The 19,421-nt window shown below is 71.6% G+C and carries 16 protein-coding genes; 6 read left to right on the top strand and 10 right to left on the bottom strand.

All coding sequences use genetic code 11. The features are described from left to right. Nucleotides 1-2: 2 nt before the first annotated feature. Both QE405_RS06475 and QE405_RS06470 read right to left on the bottom strand, forming a co-directional pair. On the bottom strand, nt 3-1,271 hold the full coding sequence (locus tag QE405_RS06475) for a glycosyltransferase family 4 protein (protein WP_307199389.1): 1,269 nt from the start codon (nt 1,269-1,271) through the stop codon (nt 3-5). A 63-nt stretch (nt 1,272-1,334) separates the two neighbouring features. Further along, the gene (locus tag QE405_RS06470; protein WP_307199388.1) at nt 1,335-2,093 is read right to left on the bottom strand and encodes a response regulator transcription factor; all 759 of its coding nucleotides are present in this window, start codon (nt 2,091-2,093) and stop codon (nt 1,335-1,337) included. Between the two features lie 177 nt (nt 2,094-2,270). On the opposite strand from QE405_RS06470, the gene QE405_RS06465 reads away from it, so the two are divergent. The 5 genes from QE405_RS06465 (at nt 2,271) to opgC (ending at nt 8,859) form a co-directional block, all read left to right on the top strand. After that, nucleotides 2,271-3,470, top strand: coding sequence for a PP2C family protein-serine/threonine phosphatase (locus tag QE405_RS06465; protein ID WP_307199387.1), 1,200 nt, complete (start codon nt 2,271-2,273; stop codon nt 3,468-3,470). Then, complete coding sequence (locus tag QE405_RS06460) at nt 3,467-5,500, top strand: glycosyltransferase family 2 protein (RefSeq protein ID WP_307199386.1); 2,034 nt, start codon at nt 3,467-3,469, stop codon at nt 5,498-5,500. The genes QE405_RS06465 and QE405_RS06460 overlap by 4 nt, the downstream gene beginning before the upstream one ends. After that, entirely contained in the window at nt 5,497-5,829 is a 333-nt protein-coding gene (locus QE405_RS06455) for an STAS domain-containing protein (RefSeq protein ID WP_307199385.1), read from the top strand. Before QE405_RS06460 ends, QE405_RS06455 begins: the two co-directional genes overlap by 4 nt. Further along, nucleotides 5,822-6,259, top strand: coding sequence for an ATP-binding protein (locus QE405_RS06450; protein WP_307199384.1), 438 nt, complete (start codon nt 5,822-5,824; stop codon nt 6,257-6,259). Before QE405_RS06455 ends, QE405_RS06450 begins: the two co-directional genes overlap by 8 nt. A 62-nt stretch (nt 6,260-6,321) precedes the next feature. Next, entirely contained in the window at nt 6,322-8,859 is a 2,538-nt protein-coding gene (gene opgC, locus QE405_RS06445) for an OpgC domain-containing protein (RefSeq protein WP_307199383.1), read from the top strand. Between the two features lie 25 nt (nt 8,860-8,884). Here opgC and QE405_RS06440 read toward each other — a convergent pair whose 3' ends face one another. The 3 genes from QE405_RS06440 to QE405_RS06430 are packed head-to-tail and all read right to left on the bottom strand — an operon-like array spanning nt 8,885 to nt 12,771. Further along, nucleotides 8,885-10,156 (bottom strand): MFS transporter, encoded by a 1,272-nt coding sequence (locus QE405_RS06440; RefSeq protein ID WP_307199382.1) that lies wholly within the window; start codon nt 10,154-10,156, stop codon nt 8,885-8,887. 32 nt (nt 10,157-10,188) lie between these two features. Next, nucleotides 10,189-12,330 carry an excinuclease ABC subunit UvrB gene (uvrB, locus tag QE405_RS06435; RefSeq protein WP_307199381.1) on the bottom strand — a complete coding sequence of 714 codons (2,142 nt, stop codon included), beginning with the start codon at nt 12,328-12,330 and terminating at the stop codon, nt 10,189-10,191. A gap of 57 nt (nt 12,331-12,387) precedes the next feature. Beyond that, the gene (locus QE405_RS06430) at nt 12,388-12,771 is read right to left on the bottom strand and encodes a response regulator transcription factor (RefSeq protein ID WP_307199380.1); all 384 of its coding nucleotides are present in this window, start codon (nt 12,769-12,771) and stop codon (nt 12,388-12,390) included. Between the two features lie 148 nt (nt 12,772-12,919). On the opposite strand from QE405_RS06430, the gene QE405_RS06425 reads away from it, so the two are divergent. Further along, nucleotides 12,920-14,179, top strand: a complete 1,260-nt coding sequence (locus QE405_RS06425; RefSeq protein ID WP_307199379.1) for a phospholipase D-like domain-containing protein — start codon at nt 12,920-12,922, stop codon at nt 14,177-14,179. 3 nt (nt 14,180-14,182) lie between these two features. Here QE405_RS06425 and QE405_RS06420 read toward each other — a convergent pair whose 3' ends face one another. From QE405_RS06420 to QE405_RS06400, 5 genes are read right to left on the bottom strand one after another with little or no spacing between them, the layout of a single operon-like run. Continuing rightward, nucleotides 14,183-15,274: an MlaD family protein gene (locus tag QE405_RS06420; protein WP_307199378.1), complete on the bottom strand. Its 1,092-nt coding sequence runs from the start codon at nt 15,272-15,274 to the stop codon at nt 14,183-14,185. Between the two features lies 1 nt (nt 15,275). After that, nucleotides 15,276-16,328 carry an MCE family protein gene (locus QE405_RS06415; protein WP_307199377.1) on the bottom strand — a complete coding sequence of 351 codons (1,053 nt, stop codon included), beginning with the start codon at nt 16,326-16,328 and terminating at the stop codon, nt 15,276-15,278. Then, nucleotides 16,325-17,428, bottom strand: a complete 1,104-nt coding sequence (locus QE405_RS06410) for an MCE family protein (protein ID WP_307199376.1) — start codon at nt 17,426-17,428, stop codon at nt 16,325-16,327. Before QE405_RS06410 ends, QE405_RS06415 begins: the two co-directional genes overlap by 4 nt. Beyond that, on the bottom strand, nt 17,425-18,408 hold the full coding sequence (locus tag QE405_RS06405; protein ID WP_307199375.1) for an MCE family protein: 984 nt from the start codon (nt 18,406-18,408) through the stop codon (nt 17,425-17,427). The genes QE405_RS06410 and QE405_RS06405 overlap by 4 nt, the downstream gene beginning before the upstream one ends. Continuing rightward, the gene (locus QE405_RS06400) at nt 18,405-19,421 is read right to left on the bottom strand and encodes an MCE family protein (RefSeq protein WP_307199374.1); all 1,017 of its coding nucleotides are present in this window, start codon (nt 19,419-19,421) and stop codon (nt 18,405-18,407) included. Before QE405_RS06400 ends, QE405_RS06405 begins: the two co-directional genes overlap by 4 nt.

The following is a 19,421-nucleotide window of genomic DNA, read 5'->3' as shown; positions in this document are numbered from 1 at the left end:
CCTCACTCGGCCGACGCGACGTGCGCGGCGTGGTCCTGGCGTCCGCGCGTCACCGCGACGACGTCCTCGTAGGCCTGCGCGGTGGCCCTGGCCACCGCCCGCCAGCTGAACTCGGCCCGCACCCGCTCGCGGCCGGCGCGACCCATGCGCTCGCGACGCTCCGGGTCGTCGAGCAGCGCACCCAGCGCCTGCTCGAGCTCGCCGACGTCGCCGGGGGTCACCAGGTCGGCACAGAGCCCGTCCGGCCCGGTGACCTCGGGGATCGCGCCGGCGCGCGACGCCACGAGGGGCGTGGCGCACGCCATCAGCTCGGCGGTCGGCAGGGAGAAGCCCTCGTAGAGCGACGGCACGCAGGCGACCTCGGCCGATCCCATGACGCGCACGAGCTCGGCGTCGCTCACGCCGTGCACGAAGTGCACGTGGTCCCCGATGCCGAGCCGCTCGACGAGCTGCTCCGTCGGCCCGCCCGGCTGCGGCCGCGAGACGAGGACCAGCTCGACGTCCCGCTCCGTGCGCAGCTTGGCGAACGCCTCGAGGAGCGTCCCGATGCCCTTGAGCGGCGCGTCGGCGCTCGCCATGGCGAGGATGCGCCCCGGGACCCGCGGCTCCGTCGGCGGCTGGAAGACGTCGTCGACGCCCAGCAGGATCACCCGGATGCGCTCGGGGTCGACGCCGAAGTCCGCGACGATGTCGCGCTTGGACGACTCCGACGGGGTGAGCACGAGCGTCGCACGGCGCGCCACGCGCCCCTGCATGCGGAGGAACCCGTACCACCGCCGCAGCGAGAGGCGCTTGCGCCGGCTCGTCGCGGCCTCGAGGTCGATCCGGCGGTCGAACGTGATCGGGTGGTGGAGGGTCGTCACCACCGGCATCCCGTCGGCGGCCAGGTCGAGGATCCCGTACCCCAGCACCTGGTTGTCGTGGACCACGTCGAACTCGTCCGCCCGCTCGCGCACCACGCGCCGCACGCGCTCGCTGAAGGTGCGCGGCTCGCCGAAGCCGGCGGTCCACATCGTCGCGACCTCGCGCAGGTCGGTGAGGTCGCGGAGCTCCCCGGGGTACGGCGTGCGGAACGGGTCGGGGTCGCGGTAGAGGTCGAGGCTCGGGACCGGCGTGAGCCGCACGCCGGGGTCGAGCTCGGGGTAGGGCTGGCCGGAGAACACCTCGACCTCGTGGCCCAGCGCGACCAGCTCCCGGCTGAGGTGCCGCACGTAGACGCCCTGGCCCCCGCAGTGCGGCTTGCTGCGGTAGGACAGCAGGGCGACGCGCATCCGTTCTCCTGACGCTCTCGGGGACGCGCGGCCTGCCGGCCGCGTGCTCGGGAAGGTTACCCGTCAGTCAGGTGCATCCGTGGGCCGACTCGGGATGAACGCGTAGGCCGTGCCCCCGACGCTCCGGATCCACTCCTCGCGCACCCCGGCCTTGCGGAGCTTGCGCCGGAGGTTGCCGACGTGGACGTCGAGGAGGAACTGCGACTCGCCGAACTCCTCGGTCCAGACGGCCCGCACGAGGTCGCGCCGCTCCCAGGCCCGCCCGGGCTCACGCGCGAGCGCGGCGAGCACGAGCACCTCGGCACCGGTCAGCGGGAGCGGGACGCCCTCGACGAGGGCGAGCTCGCGGTCCGGCACCACGACGAGGCCGCGGGCAGGGTCGACCACGGAGGTCGGTGCCACCATCGGCGCCGGCACGGGACGCTCGGCGGCCGGTCGTGCACGGCGCAGCACCGCGGCCACGCGGGCCCGCAGCTCCTTCGGCGAGAAGGGCTTGACCATGTAGTCGTCCGCCCCCACGTCGAGCCCGATCAACCGGTCCGACTCGTCGGCGCGGCCCGTCAGCATGATCACGTAGGCGTCGCTGAACTCACGGAGGGCGCGGCACACCTCGGTGCCGTCCATGTCCGGCAGACCGAGGTCGAGCGTGACGAGGTCGGGCGCGTGCGTGCGCGTCGCCTCCACGGCCGCGGCCCCCGAGCCGGCCTCCTCGATCCGGTAGCCCACGCCGCCGAGCACCACGGCGACCAGCTCCCGCTGGTCGGGGTCGTCGTCGACCACCAGCACCGTACGCTGCTCCGGGTTCGCCGTCCCGTCGGCCACGGCCACCTCACCTCCTCGATGTACCGATATCTTCGGACCGATTTCGTCGTTCTTGAGGAAAAAAGGCGGCAACCGGATGGCGCCGCGCGGTCTCCTGTGGTGGCCACGCTAGCGTGGCACTCGTCACCGACACCGCTGCGCCTCCGGGCGCTGTTCTGAGGGAGCGGAGAAGAGGGCGTGGACGACGTCGTACCCGAAGTCAGGTCGGGCGAGGAAGCCGCGGCGCGCGAGCGTGCTGCGGCGGGCATCGCCGACGCCGTCGACGCTGCGCACGAGCAGCTCGACCGGATCACCCGCCTCGCGCGCAAGCTGTTCCGCGTCGACGCGACCTCGATCACCCTCCTCGACGCGCGCCACGCGTGGCTGCCGAGCGCGCAGGGCCTGCCGACGGGCACCCTGCCGCGCCGGGACACCTTCTGCCACACCACGCAGGCCCTCGGCGAGCCCATGGTGGTGCCCGACGCCCGGGGCGACGAGCGGTTCAGCTCGCTGCCCGTCGTCGCGGGAGGGGACGTGGTCTTCTACGCCGGCCACCCGCTGAAGGACCACCTCGGCAACGTCGTCGGCACGCTCTGCCTGTTCCACGGCAGCAGGCGGGACCTCGACGACGAGGAGCGGGCCGACCTCGCCGACCTCGCCGCCTGGGCCGAGCACGAGCTGGTGTCGTCGAGCGAGATGGGACAGGCGCGCCAGGTGCAGTCGGCGCTCTTCCCGACGACCCCCGTCGACCGTGACGGCTGGCTCGTCGACGGCTTCTGCCTCCCCGCCCTCGCGGTGGGCGGTGACTTCTTCGACTACGGCGTCGGGGGCGACGTGCTGCACCTCGGCGTCGGGGACGTCATGGGCAAGGGCACGAGCGCGGCCCTGCTCGGCGCCGGCGCGCGGTCGGCGGTGCGGGCGACCCACCAGGCCGTCGTCGCCGGGGCGGACCTCGGCGTGGTCGCCACCCAGGTGGCGCGCAGCCTCCTGCCCGACCTCGAGGGGGCCGGCGCGTTCCTCACCCTGACGGAGGCGGCGGTCGACCTCGACGACGGCTACACCCGGTGGGTCGACGCCGGCGCCGGCCTCGCGGTCATCGTGCGCGCCGGCGGCGGGTACGAGGTGCTGGCCGGCGAGGACCGTCCGTTCGGGGTGCTCCCCGACGACCACTGGAGCGAGCACACGTCCGTGCTGGACCCGGGCGACCGCCTCGTGATCGTCAGCGACGGGATCCTCGACGTGCTCGACGACCCGCTCGACCCCTGGCCGGAGATCGACCTCGTCGTGCGCCGCTCCCCCACGCCGACGGCGCTGCTCGACGAGGTGCGGGGCCTGACCCGTCGGCGGGCGCCCCTCGACGACGTCACGGTCCTCGCCGTCTACCGGTGCGGCTCGTGACGCGGCGCCTGGTGCTTCTCCGCTGCGTGGTCGTGCTGACCGCGCTGCTGGGCATCAACTACATCACCTGGCGGTGGCTCTTCTCGGTGCACTGGTCGGCGTGGTGGATCGCCGTCCCGCTGATCCTGGCCGAGACCTACAGCATGGTCGACTCGCTCCTCTTCGGGATGACCATGTGGCGCCTCAAGGAGCGCGGCGACCCGCCGACGCCGGACCCCGAGGCGACCGTCGACGTGTTCATCACGACCTACAACGAGCCCGTCGAGCTCGTCCGCGACACCGCCGTGGCGGCGGTCGCCATCCGGCACCCCCACCGCACCTGGATCCTCGACGACGGCAACCGTCCGGAGATGCAGGCGCTCGCCGAGGAGCTCGGCATCGGGTGGATCACGCGGTCGCCCGAGTGGGTCGGCATGCCGCGGCACGCGAAGGCCGGCAACCTCAACAACGCCCTGCTGGCGACCGACGGCGAGTTCCTGCTCATCCTCGACGCCGACCAGATCCCGGTGCCGGAGATCCTGGACCGCACCCTCGGCTACTTCACCGACGACGAGGTCGCGCTGGTGCAGACGCCGCAGTACTTCGTCAACGTGCCGGAGTCCGACCCCCTGGGCAGCCAGGCGCCGCTCTTCTACGGTCCGATCCAGCAGGGCAAGGACGGCTGGAACGCGGCCTTCTTCTGCGGCTCCAACGCGGTCATCCGGCGCGAGGCGCTCATCCAGGTCGGCATCGCCCGCTACGTGCACGACACCACCCTCGGCGTCACCCGCGCACTGCGCTCGGCGCGCACCGTCCTCACCACCGCGCGGAAGGACCTCGGCCCCGACGACGCGGCCGTGGCGACCGCCCTCGACGAGGTCCTGTACGACGTGGGCCGGGCCCAGCGGGAGATCGACCGCGGCGGGGCACTGCTCGACGTCACCTACCGGTTCCAGGCCCGCGTCGCGGAGATCCGTCGCCAGCTCGTGGCGGCCGACCTCCAGCTCGTGGCGGCAGACCTCGAGGTCATCGCCCAGCTCGAGGCGCTCGGCGAGTCGGACGAGACCCTCGCATCGGTCAGCCTGGAGAGCCTCGACCGCGTCACGGCGCGCGACCTGTCCCCCCTCGGCGCCATCGAGGCCGTCGAGGCGCTGGTGCGGTCCATCGACGTCGACCGGTCCGGCGAGGCCATCCCCGTCATGCCCATGGCGACCATCTCGGTCACCGAGGACATGGCGACCTGCATGCGCATCCACGGTCTCGGCTGGCGCACGGTCTACCACGACGAGGTGCTGGCGCACGGTCTCGCGCCGGAGGACCTGGAGTCGATGCTCACGCAGCGCCTCCGCTGGGCGCAGGGCACGGCGCAGGTGATGTTCCGGGAGAACCCGCTGACCCAGCGCGGTCTGTCGTGGCCCCAGCGGCTCATGTACTTCGCCACGATGTGGAGCTACCTCTCCGGCTTCGCGGCGCTCGTCTACATCGCGGCACCCGTCATCTACCTGACGATCGGCGTGCTCCCCGTCCAGGCGCTCAGCTCCGACTTCTTCTGGCGGCTGGTGCCGTTCCTCGTGCTCAACCAGCTCCTGTTCTTCGTGGCCGCGGCGGGGAGACCGACGTGGCGGGGCCAGCAGTACTCCCTCGCGCTGTTCCCGGTCTGGATCAAGTCCGTCACCTCGGCCTTCGGCAACGTCTTCCTCAACGTCTTCCTCGGCCGCTCCCTCGACTTCTCGGTGACGCCCAAGGTGGCCAAGGAGTCCACCGTGCAGCGGTGGGACCTCGTCCGTCCCCAGCTCGTCGCGATGGGACTGCTGGTGCTCGCCGCGGCCGTCGGCGTCGTGCGGCTCGCCGCCGGACAGGCCTCCTGGCTCGGCACGTCGCTCAACATGATCTGGGTCGTGTTCGACCTCGTGATCTTCTCCGTGATCATCCAGGCCGTGCGCTACCGCGGGTTCGCCGCGAGCGCGGAGGGTACCGACGGGGTCGACCCACCCGCGGCGTCCTCCTCCCCACCCTCCTCCCCGCCCGACACCCCTGAAGGAGCCCGATGATCGAGATCGACGTGTCCACCGAACGCGGTATCGCGATCGTCGTGCCGCGTGGCCGGCTCAACATGGTGGCCGCCAAGCAGCTCCGCGAGACGCTCGCCGGGGTCGTCGGCGCCGGCACCAACCGGGTCGTCGTCGACCTCGGCGAGACCACCTTCCTCGACTCCTCCGGGCTGGGCGCGCTCGTCAGCGGCCTCAAGGCGGCCCGCCAGGCCGGCGGCGACCTGCGCGTGGCGCGGCCGACGCCGGAGGTGCTCGCCGTCTTCCAGCTCACCAACATCGACAAGGTGCTCCGGCCCCGGCCGGACGTCGCCAGCGCCTTCGATGTCTGAGCCGACCGGGCGTCCCGTCGCCCGTCTCGAGCTGCCCGCGGACCCGGAGGCGCTCGACACCGCGCACGACGCCCTCGACGCAGCGTGGTCCGAGCACCCGGACGTCGGTGCCGGGGAGCGACTGCGGTTCGTGACCGCGCTCATGGAGATCCTCGGCAACGTCGTCGAGCACGCCTACGCGGCCGACGCCCGCGCCCACGAGCGTCGGCTCACGGTCGAGGTCGACGGCGACGGCGACGGTGGCCTGCACGGACGCATCGAGGACAACGGCCAGCCGGCGGCGCTCGACCTGAGCGACGTGGCGATGCCGGACGCCGACGCCGAGAGCGGCCGGGGGCTCGCCCTGGCCGTCGCGGCGCTCGACGACCTGTCCTACGAGCGGGTGGGGAGCCGCAACGTGTGGACCCTGCGATGCGAGCGCCGACCGTGACACCGGCGCCGTCGACGGCGCCCGCCGCATCCGCATCCGCATCCCCGACCCGACCGCGCTCCGTGCGCGCGGCGCTCCTCCTCGCCGTGCTCGGGCTCGTCGCGGGGCTGCTCTCGTGGGCACCCCCGGCGTCGGCCGCCGACGACGACGCGCCCCCGGGCCTGCCCGCCGCGGGCAGCCCGTGGTTCGGTCCGAGCCTGACGTGGACCGAGGACTCCGCCGCCGACTATGCGAACCGCCTCGGCGCGTCACCCTCGCTCTACACCCAGCGGGTCAACTACCCCCTCGGTGAGGACGACCGCACCTACCTCCGGCAGTTCGTCGAGCAGGCGGCCACCCAGGGTGCCGTCGCGGTCGTGAGCCTCGAGCCCGTCGTCCCGCTGGAGGAGCTCACCGAGGACGACGCGGAGGCGTTCACGGACGACCTCGTCGAGCTCCACCGCGAGCTCGACACCTACTTCCTCGTGCGCTTCGCCCCCGAGATGAACGGCACCTGGTACGGCTGGGGCCAGCAGCCGCGGGCGTACGTCGAGGCCTTCCGCACCGTCGCCGACCAGGTCCACGCGGCCACGCCCCACGCGGCGATGGTCTGGGCGCCGGTGTACGGCGCGGGCTACCCGTACGGCGCGGCCTACGGCGACGTCGACCCCGAGCGGATGACCGAGGCGGGCGAGCTCGACACCGACGACAACGGCCGCCTCGACGAGGGTGACGACCCCTACGGGCCCTACTGGCCGGGGGACGACGTCGTCGACTGGGTCGGGCTCACGCTCTACCACTTCGGGCCCGACCGGGGCCGGATCGACAACGACCTCGGTCTCGACGGCGACGGCGAGACCGGCGACCTCGAGACCAGCGAGGGCTTCGAGCTCGACCGCGTGGCCACCCCCGACGCCTACCGCGAACGGCTCGAGGAGCGCTTCAACTACAACCAGGGCGGCGGGGGCACGCCGTTCTACGAGCGCTTCGCCGCGACGTACGACAAGCCCATGCTCGTCGAGACCGGCGCCCTCTGGATCCCCGACGGCGAGGGCGACCCCGAGGTCGCCATCAAGCAGGGGTGGTGGGAGCAGGTCCTCGAGGCCAACGCGGACTACCCGCTCGTCCGCGGCATCTCCTGGCTGGAGCAGCGTCGGCCGGAGGCCGAGGCGGACGACCGGGTCGTCGACTGGCGGGCCACGCGCACCGACGAGCTCGCGGACGCCCTCCGGGCCGACCTGGGCTCCGACCGCGTCGACATCGGTCCGGTCACCCGGGTCCTCGACCAGGAGGCGGCGAACGAGGCCACGGCCCAGGGCCGGCAGCCGGCCGCGGACGAGATCGGCGCCGAGATGGGCTGGATCGTCTTCTGCGTCGCGGTGCTCGCGGTCCTCTTCCTCCTGGCCGGCATCGCCGGCAAGTACGTGCCGTCCTGGCGCTACCCGAACGAGAACGACCCCCGCGACCAGCGTCTCGACCTCTTCCGCGGCTGGATCATCCTCGCCGTCGTCATCACCCACGTCGAGGTGACGTCGCCGTACTCCTACATCACCCTCAACGCCGTCGGCGCCATCACCGGCGCCGAGATGTTCGTGCTGCTCTCCGGGATCGTGCTCGGCATGATCTACCTCCCCACCGTGCGGAAGCTGGGCGAGTGGGTCACGGCGGTGACGATGTGGAAGCGCGCACGCAAGCAGTACCTCGTCGCGCTGGTCGTCGTCATGCTCGTCTACCTGCTCGGCCTGCTGCCGTTCGTCGACGCCACGGTGATCACGACGTTCACCGACCGCGGGACGGGCGAGAACGGCGAGGCGGTGACGGGGCAGGTCTACGACCTCTACGCCAACGCTCCGCGCCTGTTCGACTACCCGCCGCCGTGGTACGCCGTCAAGCAGCTGCTGCTGCTCGAGATGGGCCCGTGGGTCTTCAACATCATGGGGCTGTTCGTGGTGCTCAGCCTGCTGCTCCCGGTGCTGATGTGGTTCATCAAGCGCGGCCTGTGGTGGCTGGTGCTGGCCGTGTCGTGGGCGCTGTTCGTGTGGAACTCGATCTCCGAGGTGCACGTGCTGCCGTCGCAGTTCGAGGACGTCTTCCCGTTGCTCACCTGGCAGATCGCCTTCACCCACGGCCTCGTGCTCGGCGTCTACCGACGCCAGGTGACGCAGGCCCTGGTGAGCCGAGCGGGCAAGATCGGCTGCGCGGTGTTCGTCTTCGCCTACGCGGGCGCGCTCGTGTGGCTGTGGCTGGCGCACACCTACGGCTACTCCGCCTCACCGTTCCCGGAGGGCTCCTACGGCTGGCTCTACGACAACGCCTACACCCGGGTCTTCCTGCAGCCGGGCCGTCTCCTCGACCTGGTCCTCATGATCATCGTGGCCTACGCGGTGCTCACCACCATGTGGAAGCCCATCGACAAGATCGTCGGCTGGTTCTGGATCCCGCTCGGCGCGGCGAGCCTCTACGTCTTCATCGTGCACGTGTTCTTCGTGCTCGCGGTCGGCAACATCCCCGGCCTCGACCGCGGCTCGTGGTGGCAGGGGACGCTCGTCCACACGGCCGTGCTCGCGCTCATCTGGGTGATGGTGAAGAAGCGCTTCCTCTTCTCGGTGATCCCCCGCTGACCCGCGGCGAGGCGTACCGGGTGCGTCAGGGGGTGGCCGCGGCGGCCGCGTGGGCACGGGCCGTGCGGCGCAGTCGCCACACCTGGGTGAGGCCGAGCGTCCAGAGCACGTACTGCAGGCTCATCGCCCAGCGGAACGCGTCGGCGGTGTAGCCCGTGCCGCCGCCCGGCGTGCGCCAGTCGAGCACGAGGCCGATGCCGATCACGAGGCTGAGGGTCGCGATGAACCCGCCCTGGTTGACGAGGCCGGTGGCGCTCGCGAGGCGCTCCACGGGGTTGGCGGTGCGGGCGACGTCGAACCCGATCATCGACGCCGGTCCACCGACGCCGGTCACGACCACGAGGAGCACGAGGAGGGGCAGGGGCGCGTCGCCCGGCCAGGCGAGCACGACGGTCCAGAGGAGCACGATCGCCCCGACGATCCCCAGCACCATCGTGGACCGGTGGTAGGGGAACGTGCCGACGAGCCAGCCCAGCGTGGGCCCCGCGACCATCATCACGAGCACCATCAGCGTGAGCAGGCCGCCGGCCGTCGCCTCCGAGAGCCCCTCGCCGCGCACGAGGAACGGGTAGCCCCAGAGCAGCCCGAGGGCCGTGGCGCTGAACTGGGTCACGAAGTGCATCCAGAAACCGAGCCGTGTCGCCGGGTGGGTCCACGACGCCGCCAGGCTGGCCCGTGTCTCGCGCCACGAGAGCGACGCGCCGCGCAGGTGGCGCCGGTCGGGGGTGTCGCGCACGACCACCAGGAGGACCACGAGGAGCACGACGCCGACGAGGGCCGACACCAGGTACGTCGTGGTCCAGCCCAGCTCCCGGAACGCGAGGGTCATCGGCACGGCGGCGACCACCGCCCCCAGCTGGCCCACCGTGCCGGTCAGCTGGGAGAACAGCGGCACCTGCCGCGTGGGGAACCACGACGTCACCAGGCGCAGCACGCAGATGAAGGTGAGGGCGTCCCCCATGCCGACGAACAGGCGGGCGACGAGCGCCAGCGCGTAGGTGTCGGCGAACGCGAAGCCCGTCTGGGCGAGGCTCATCACCACGACGCCCGCCGTGAGGATCGAGCGCGAGCCGAACCGGTCGACCAGCAACCCGACCGGCACCTGCATCGCGGCGTACACCGCCAGCTGGAGCATGACGAAGGTCGCCAGCTGCGCCGCCGTGATGTCGAACCGCTCCGTGGCGAGGAGGCCGGCCACGGCGAGCGAGGAGCGGTGGAAGACCGCGAGGAGGTAGACGGAGACGGCGACGGCCCAGACGAGGTGCGTGCGTGCCACCCCGCCGGGATAGTTGCTCATCACAAGCAGATGCTACGCAACGCCCGCGCCGCCTACTTGGCCGCCTCCATCATCTGCCGCAGCTCCTTCTTGAGCTCGGAGATCTCGTCGCGCAGCCGGGCCGCCAGCTCGAACTGCAGCTCGGCGGCGGCCGTCTTCATCTGGTCGGACAGGTCCTGGATGAGCTGGGCCAGGTCGGCGCTGGGCAGGCCGGCGGCACCCGACTCGCGCTCCTTCGCGCGCTCGCCGAGGACGGGCACGGGCGCCCGGGCGGGCGACTTCGCCGAGGGCTTCACCCCGCCGGCACGGCCCTTCTGCCCGACGTCGGCCCACGTCTGGAGGAGCGCCTCGGTCGTCTCGTCCTCGCGGGCGAGCATCTCGGTGATGTCGGCGATCTTCTTGCGCAGCGGCTGGGGGTCGATGCCGTGCTCGCGGTTGTAGGCGATCTGCTTGTCGCGGCGCCGGTTCGTCTCGTCGATCGCCCGCTCCATGGAGGGGGTGATCCGGTCCGCGTACATGTGGACCTGGCCCGAGACGTTGCGCGCCGCGCGGCCGATGGTCTGGATGAGCGACTTGTCGGAGCGGAGGAAGCCCTCCTTGTCGGCGTCGAGGATCGCCACGAGGGAGACCTCGGGCAGGTCGAGGCCCTCGCGGAGGAGGTTGATGCCGACGAGCACGTCGTAGGCGCCCATCCGGAGGTCGCGCAGCAGCTCGATCCGCTTGAGGGTGTCGACCTCGGAGTGCAGGTAGCGCGTGCGCAGACCGGCGTCGAGCAGGTAGTCGGTGAGGTCCTCCGACATCTTCTTCGTCAGGGTCGTGACGAGCACGCGCTCCTCCCGCTCCACCCGGGCGCGGATCTCACCGATGAGGTCGTCGATCTGGCCCTTCGTCGGCTTGACGACGACCTCGGGGTCGACGAGGCCGGTCGGCCGGATGATCTGCTCGACGACGTCGCCGCCGACCTTGTCGAGCTCGTAGTCCCCCGGCGTCGCCGAGAGGTAGATCGTCTGGCCGATCCGCTCGAGGAACTCCTCCCAGCGCAGCGGCCGGTTGTCCATGGCGCTGGGCAGCCGGAAGCCGTGCTCCACCAGGTTGCGCTTGCGGGACATGTCCCCCTCGTACATCCCGCCGATCTGGGGCACGGCCACGTGCGACTCGTCGACGACGAGCAGGAAGTCCTCCGGGAAGTAGTCGAGCAGCGTGTTGGGCGCCGTGCCGCGGGCACGGCCGTCCATGTGCATCGAGTAGTTCTCGATGCCCGAGCACGACCCGACCTGGCGCATCATCTCGATGTCGTAGGTCGTGCGCATCCGCAGCCGCTGCGCCTCGAGCAGCTTGCCCTGGGCCTCGAACGCGGCGAGCTGCTCCGCCAGCTCGGCCTCGATGCCGCGGATCGCCTTCTCCATGCGCTCGGGGCCCGCGATGTAGTGCGACGCCGGGAACACGTGGAGCTCGGTGTCCTCCGTCAGCACCTCGCCCGTGACCGCGTGGAGGGTCGAGAGGCGTTCGATCTCGTCGCCGAAGAACTCGACGCGCACCGCGTGCTCCTCGTAGACCGGGAAGATCTCGAGCGTGTCGCCGCGCACGCGGAACGTGCCGCGCGTGAACGACATGTCGTTCCGTGCGTACTGGATCTCCACGAGGCGCCGCAGCACGCTGTCCCGGTCGTGCTCCTCGCCCACCCGCAGCCGCAGCATCCGGTCGACGTACTCCTGCGGGGTGCCGAGGCCGTAGATGCACGACACGGTCGAGACGACGATGACGTCGCGGCGGGTGAGCAGCGAGTTGGTCGCCGAGTGGCGCAGCCGCTCGACCTCCTCGTTGATCGCCGAGTCCTTCTCGATGTAGGTGTCCGTCTGCGGCACGTAGGCCTCGGGCTGGTAGTAGTCGTAGTAGGACACGAAGTACTCGACCGCGTTCTTCGGGAAGAGCTGCCGCAGCTCGTTGGCGAACTGGGCCGCCAGGGTCTTGTTGGGCTGCAGGACGAGCAGCGGGCGCTGGAGCTGCTCCGCGACCCACGCGACGGTGGCCGTCTTGCCGGTGCCGGTCGCACCGAGGAGCACCACGTCCTCCGTGCCGCCCTGGATGCGCCGCGTGATCTCGGCGATCGCCGTCGGCTGGTCGCCGCCCGGCTGGTAGTCGGAGAGCACGTGCAGCGGGGCCACGCTGCGCTCGAGATCGGTGACGGGTCGCATGCCTGCGAGCGTACGACGCGGCACCGACAGTCCTCGCGGGCGACGGCGCCCCGAGCGTCAGGCCAGCTCGACCCCGCGCGCACCGAGCGCCTCGCGGACCGTCGCGCGCAGCTGCTTCGGCGCGAACGGCTTGCTCATGAACTGGTCCGCCCCGCTCTCCGAGCCCACCTCGCGGTCGGCGCGCTCCTCGCGGGCCGTGAGGATCAGCACGTAGGCGTCGGAGAACTCGCGGAGCCGACGGCACGTCTCGATGCCGTCGATGTCGGGCAGCCCGAGGTCGAGGGTGACGAGGTGCGGCGACTCGCGCCGGGCCAGCTCGAGAGCGGTCAGCCCGTCACCGGCCTGCAGCACGTCGACACCCAGCTGCCCCACGACGATGGCGACGAGCTCCCGGATGTCGGCATCGTCGTCGACGACCAGCACGCGGCCCCGCTCCGTCATCCACAACCCTCGTCCCGCGTCGTCCAGCCCGGTCCCACCCTGTCGGGCAGAAGCCAACCACATCCGCCGGAGACCGTCCCCCAGGCGCTCCGCGGCGGACAACGGCTCCCACCGCCGCCCGGACGCCGCGGTTGGGTAGGTTGGGTCCGTGAGACTCCGGGGCGCCCCCACCGACCGGCTGCTGCGTGCCCTGCGCCGGACGCTGCTCGCGCTGGTCGGCGTGCCGTTCGCCCTCGCGATCGGGATGACCCTCGTGGACTCCTACCGGCGGCGTGGCAAGAAGCCCCGCCCGTTCCCCACCACTCCCCCCTCGAGCAACGAGGTGGGCGGCGGGGAGATGACCGTCTACACCTACGGCCAGGATCTCTACGACGACATGCTGGCGGCGATCGCCGGCGCCCGGAAGCGGATCCTCCTCGAGACCTACATCTGGAAGGGCGACGAGGTCGGCGAGCGGTTCAAGGCGGCACTCGTCGACGCCGCCCGGCGCGGGGTCGAGGTCTACTGCATCTACGACGCGTTCGCGAACCTCGTCGTCTCGCCCCGCTTCAAGCGCTTCCCGCCGGAGATCAAGGTCCTGCGCTACCCCGTCTACAGCGCGGGCCTGCGCTTCTGGGACCTCCGCCGGTACGGGCGCGACCACCGGAAGATCCTGGTCGTGGACGACGAGGTCGCGTTCGTCGGCGGGTACAACATCGGCTCCGCCTACGCCACCGAGTGGCGCGACACCCACGTGCGCCTCACCGGGCCGAGCGTCTGGGACCTCACCCGCACCTTCGCGGACTTCTGGAACCTCAACCGGCGCAAGCGCTTCCGCTCCAGCGAGCGCCCGCTCCTCCTCGAGGCGGCGTCGGTCTGGGAACCCCGCATCCGGATCCACCGCAACATCCCGCGGTTGTGGATGTTCCCCATCCGCTCGATGTACCTCGAGGCCATCGACCGCGCCACCGACCACATCTGGATGACGCACGCCTACTTCATCCCGGACCAGGACTTCGTGGACTCGCTCGTGCGCGCGGCGAACCGGGGCGTCGACGTCCGCGTGCTGCTCCCCCACAAGTCGAACCACGTGGTGGCCGACTGGATCTCCCGGGGCTACTACTCCCAGCTGCTCGACGCCGGCGTGCGCATCCTGCGCTTCCGCGAGGCGATGGTGCACGCGAAGACCTCGACGATCGACGGCAGCTGGTCCACCGTCGGGACGGCCAACGTCGACCGGCTCAGCCTCCAGGGCAACTACGAGGTCAACGTCGAGGTGATCGACGAGCAGTTCGCCGCGACGATGGAGGCCATCTTCCTCACCGACCAGGGCCACTCGCTCGAGCTGCACAGCGCCGAGTGGGAGGCACGCTCGGCGCACCGGAAGTTCACCGAGTTCGTGCTCGCCCCCCTGCGCCCGCTGCTCTGAGCCTCAGCGGTCGAGCGGCGCCGGGGCGTGCTGGGCCCCGCGTCGCACCGGCCCGCCCACCGCGCACCGGCCGTCGAGGAACAGCGGCTGCTGGTCGACACCCATGGGGTCGGCCCGGAAGTCGCGGTAGTCGCACTCGTCGGCCCCCTGCAACCACAGGTCCACGTTCAGCCAGCCGTCCTCGAAGGCGGAGGCGAAGCGGCTGTTGCCGTAGACGAGGGCGTCGGGCAGTGCCCGCAGGTGCGGCTCGCGCTCGTAGACCACCTGCCCGAGGACGTCGAGCTGCGTGAGCAGCGGCGGCAGCACGGGGCGGAGGTCCGCGACGAGCAGGCGCGTGTTGGCGAAGTCGCCACCGGCGCGGGAGAGGATGTCGCGGAAGGTGGGGTCGAAGTCCCGCAGGAAGGCCGCGAGCGAGGCGGCCGCGGCCGAGAACCGTTCGAGGTTCTCCTGGTTGCCCTGGAGCACCTCGCCCACCGTCTCGCCGTTGACGAGGAGGTTCTGGGTCTCGGGCCACACCTCGTCGAGGGCGGTCGAGAGCTGGTCGGTCGCGTCGAGGAGCGTCTCGAGGTCGTCGCCGACGCCGTCGGTCGCCGTGCCCAGCTCCTGCAGCACCGTGCGCAGCTGGTTCTGGTCGATGACCTCGATGAACGCGTTGACGCTCTCGGCCGCCTCGGCGAACGAGACCGGGATGTCCACCGCGTCGGCGGAGATCGTGTCGCCGTCGGCGAGGTACGGGCCCTCGTCGTTCTCCGGACGGAAGTCCAGGTACTGCTCACCCACCGGCGAGAGGCTCCGCACCTGCGCCTGCGTCGAGCGCGGGACCTCGACCCCGTCCGACAGGCTGACCGTGGCGGTCACCCCGCCGTCGGGGTTGATGCGGATCTGCTCGACGGTGCCGACCCGCGACCCCCGGTACGCCGCGGCCGACCCCTCGAAGAGACCACCGGAGCGCGGCAGCTCGATGGTGACCCGGTCGGGTCGACCCGTGAGCGGCAGGTTGAGCACGACCGTCAGGAGGTACCCGACGCAGATCGCGAGCGTGACGACGAGCCCGACGACGCTGAGCACCGGCTTGCTGGGGACGAGGCGCGCCATCTCAGCCTCCGTTCGGGGTCGAGCCGCCGAGCAGGTCGCCCAGGCCCGGCAGCGGTGAGTTGAGGACGGAGGTGACGCGCAGCTTGAAGTAGAGGTTCAGGTAGTCCGTCGGCGTGCGCGAGTCGATCGTGGCACCGAAGGTCTGCAGGTCGTCGAGCGCCGGCAGGAGCTCGTCCTCCGCGTCGAGGAGCGTGTCCAGCACCGGTCCGAGCTCGTCGACGATCTGCACGAGGTCGTCGCGCGTGCTCTCCACCAGGCCGTCGGCCGTGATCGCCAGCGCGTCCGCGCTCTCGAGGAGCGCCGCGAGGTCGTCGGTGTTCTCCGTCAGGGTCTGGGCCGCCGGCCGGAGGTCGCGCAGCGCCGCGTTGATGGTCTCCTCGCGGGCGTCGAGGGTCTGCGACGCGGCCGCGAGGGCGTCGAGCACCCGGTCGATCTCCTGGGTCGAGGCGAGGGCCTCGGCCAGGAAGACGTCGGTCTGCTCGATGAAGTTCTGCGTCGCCCCGACCCGACCGTCGAGCGCGGTGTTGAGCTCGCCGACGATCGTCTGGATCTGCCCCAGGTTGCCGCCGTTGACGAGCAGCGAGGCCGAGGCCAGCGCGTCCTCGACGGTCGTCGCGACGGTCGTCGCGTCGGCGGGCACCACGGCGCCGTCCGCCAGCGGCGCCCCGCCGTCCTCGGCGGCCGAGACCTCGACGTACACCTCGCCGAGAGCCGTCGTGTAGCGCAGCCGGAAGTCGGAGCCCTCCGGGATCTCGACGTCCTCGTCGACGGCCATCGTGACGCGGGCGGCGTAGTCGGCGGGCTGGATGTCGACGACCTTGCCGACCTTGACGCCGTCGAGCTTCACGGCGGCGCCCGCCGGGAGGTTGAGGGCGTCGGAGAAGGTCGCCTCGATCGTGTACTGCCCGGCGCCGACCGCGGACGGGCGCAGGGCGTCGGCCCGCTCGCGGGCCGAGCTGCAGCCCGTGAGGGCGGCGGCGCCCAGTCCGAGGGCGACGACGGCGGCGACGAGGCGCCGCGCCGGGGCTGCGGTGGAGGTGCGGGGGTCGATCATGGCTGCAACAGCTCCCTCAGGTCGCCGAGGAGGGCGAGCAGGTCGGGACTCGTGCCGAGCTGCTGGCACAGGTCCAGCGGCAGGTCGGCCAGGCTCTGGCACAGGGCCTCCGTCACCGGTTGGACCGGCGAGAAGTACTGGGGCGGCAGCTTCACCAGCACCCGGTTGTCGTCGGTGACCGCGTCGCCCACGTTGCGGAAGGCGAGCGGCGCGATCTCGATGGTCTCCTCGAGCTGGGCCCGGTGCTCCACGAGGTTCTCGAGCACGTCGGTGAGGCCGCGCGTGGTGTTGACGATGCCCGCGCGGTTCTCGACCGAGAAGCGGCCCAGGGCCTCGAGCGCGTTGCTCAGCGCCACGAGCGAGTCGCCGAAGTTGTCCTGCTCCGCCGCGAACAGCTCGGTCGCCTCGGTGACGCTGGTGAGGAACTCGTTGATCGTGTCCTGGTTGGTGGCCAGCAGGGTCGTCAGCTCGTCGAGGTCGACGATGGTGCCGGCGACGTCGTCGGTGTTGCCCGACAGCGCCTCCGCCGCGGCGGCGAACTGGGTGATCGTCTCGTTGATCTGCTGGCCCCGGCCGTTGAGGGTCTCGGCGCCGACCTCGAGCAGGCGGTTGAGCGTGTCGGCGTTGCCGTCCGGTCCGCGGAGGCCGTCGCTGAAGGTGCGCAGCGTCTCGAGCACCTCGTCGAACTCCACCGGCGTGCGGGTGCGCTCGACGGGGATCACCGCTCCGTCCTCCAGGCGGGGCCCGTCGGCGAAGGCGGGCGTCATCTCGACGTACCGGTCCGTGGCGACCGAGCGCGACGCGACGACCGCCCCGGCGGTGGCCGGCAGGTCGGCGTCGGGCCCGATCTCGAGGGTCACGTCGACGATCTCGCCGCGCGGCTCGATCTCGGTGACCGTGCCCACCGTGACGCCCAGGATGCCGACGTCGTTGCCGACGAACAGACCGGAGGTCGTGCGGAACTGGGCCGTGACGGTGATGCTGTCGTCGCCGACGGAGCACCCGCCGGTGCTCGCCAGGAGCCCGGCGATCGCGAGCCCCGCGAGGGCGCGCCGCACGAGGGGGCGACGGCTCGGTCGGGCCGTGGTCGGCGTGCTCATCCCACGCACCGCCTTTCGATGACGCACTCGAGGTTGTCGGGCAGGGCGGCGGGCGTGTAGAGCGCGACCCACGGCCCGGTGCCGGCGCTGTTGGTGAAGTACCGGGCGGTCGCCGGCAGCATCGTCAACGCCTGGTTGAGGGTCTGCTCGTGGCGCTGGAGCACGCCGACGGTGACGTCGAGGTCGCTCAGGAGCGGGCCGACGGCCTCCTCGTTGTCCTCGATCACCCCCGTCAGCAGGTTGCCCAGCTCCGTCATGTCGGTGAGCAGCTGGCTGATCGCGTCGCGGCGCACCCGGAGCACGTCGAGGATGAGGTCACCCTGCTGCATGAGCTCGATGAGCGCGGGGGTCGTGTCCGTGAGCTGCTGGGTGACCTGGCGCGCCGCCGTCAGCAGCGAGGAGAGCTGGTCGGACCGCTCGACGACGACCCCGGAGAGCGCCTCGACGCCGTCGAGGGCCGGACCGATGTCGTCCCCCGTGACGTCGAGCACCTCGGTGATCTGGGCGAGGCTCTGCTCGAGCTGCACGGTGTCGAACTCGGAGAGCTCGCCCACCGCGCCGTCGACGGCGTCCTGCAGGTTGTAGGGCACCCGCGTCTGGGCCACCGGGATCGTGTCGTCGTCGAGCTCGCCCTCGCCGCCCGGCGTGACGAGCAGGAAGTGCGTGCCGAGGAGGGTGGCGACCTTGACCTCGGCGGTGGTGCCCGCACCGAGCTCGATGTCCTCGTCCATGGTGAAGGTGACGCGCACGGCCTCGCCGTCGAGCTCGACGGACGTCACGTCGCCGGCACTGACACCGGCGACCTGGACCTCCTCGCCGGCTCGGATCCCGCCGGTGCTCTGGAGCATCGCCGAGTAGGTGCGGGTGCCGATCGAGAGGCCCGACGCGGCGCCGACGAGCGCCGCGACGAAGGCGAGGACCGCGAGACCCGCGAGTCCGACGCGGTAGCGGTTGGCGTTGGCCAGGCTGAACTTGCTCACAGGGTGCACCCCTCCGAGTACGGGCCGCCCGCGCTGGGCACGTAGGCGGTCGCGCCGAGCACCTCCACCCCGAGGGTGCAGATGTAGACGTTGAGGTAGGCGCCGTAGGACATGGACCGGCCGTACCCGCCCAGCAGCAGCGGCAGCGACTCGATGGTGCGCGCCACCCGCTCCTGCTCACGGGCGAGCAGCGCGGCCGTGCTCTGCAGGCTCTGGATGTCGGAGGCCAGCGGGGCCCGGATCTCCCCGAGGAGGTCCGAGGTCGAGGCCACGAGGTCACCGAGGTTGTCGATGGAGTCGGCGAAGACGTCGCGCTGGGCGGCGAGCCCGGTCATCAGGTCCCGCAGCTGGTCGACGGTCGCGTCGAACTGCGCCGACTGCTCGTCGAGGTTCTCCAGCACGGGCGTCAGGTTGGTCAGCACCTCGCCGAAGACCTCGTCCTTGCTCGCCAGGTACTGCGTCGCCTCGGCCGTGTTCTGCAGCAGCGACTCGATCGTGCCGGCCTCGCCCTGCAGCACCGCGACGATGTTGGCCGCCAGCTGGTTGACCTCGCTGGGCTCCAGCACGTTGAAGAGCGGCTCGAAGCCGTTGAGCAGCACGGTGAGGTCGAAGCCCGGTGACGTCCGCTCGAGCGGGATGGTGCCGCCCGGCTCCAGCTCGGCCCCCCGGTCCTCGGGGGCGCTGAGCGCCAGGTACCGCTGGCCCAGCAGGTTCTGGTACCGCAGCGCCAGCAGGGTCTTCTCGTAGACCGGCTGGTCCTCGCGCAGCGAGAACGTCACCTCGGCGACGTTGCCCTCGCCGAGCTCGATGGTCTCGACGCGGCCCACCTTGACGCCGGCGACCCGCACGTCGTCGCCCTCGCGCAGGCCGCTGACGGCCGTGAACTGGGCGGTCCACGTCGCGGTGTCGCCGCCGACGGAGTTCGTCATCATCCGGAACAGGCCGACGAAGAGCACGACGGAGATGACCGCGAAGATGGTGAACTTGACGAGGGTGCTCTTCCATCCGGTCAC

This window comes from Nocardioides zeae, assembly GCF_030818655.1.
GTDB lineage: Bacteria > Actinomycetota > Actinomycetes > Propionibacteriales > Nocardioidaceae > Nocardioides > Nocardioides zeae_A.
This window is presented reverse-complemented; position numbering and strand designations above follow the sequence as displayed.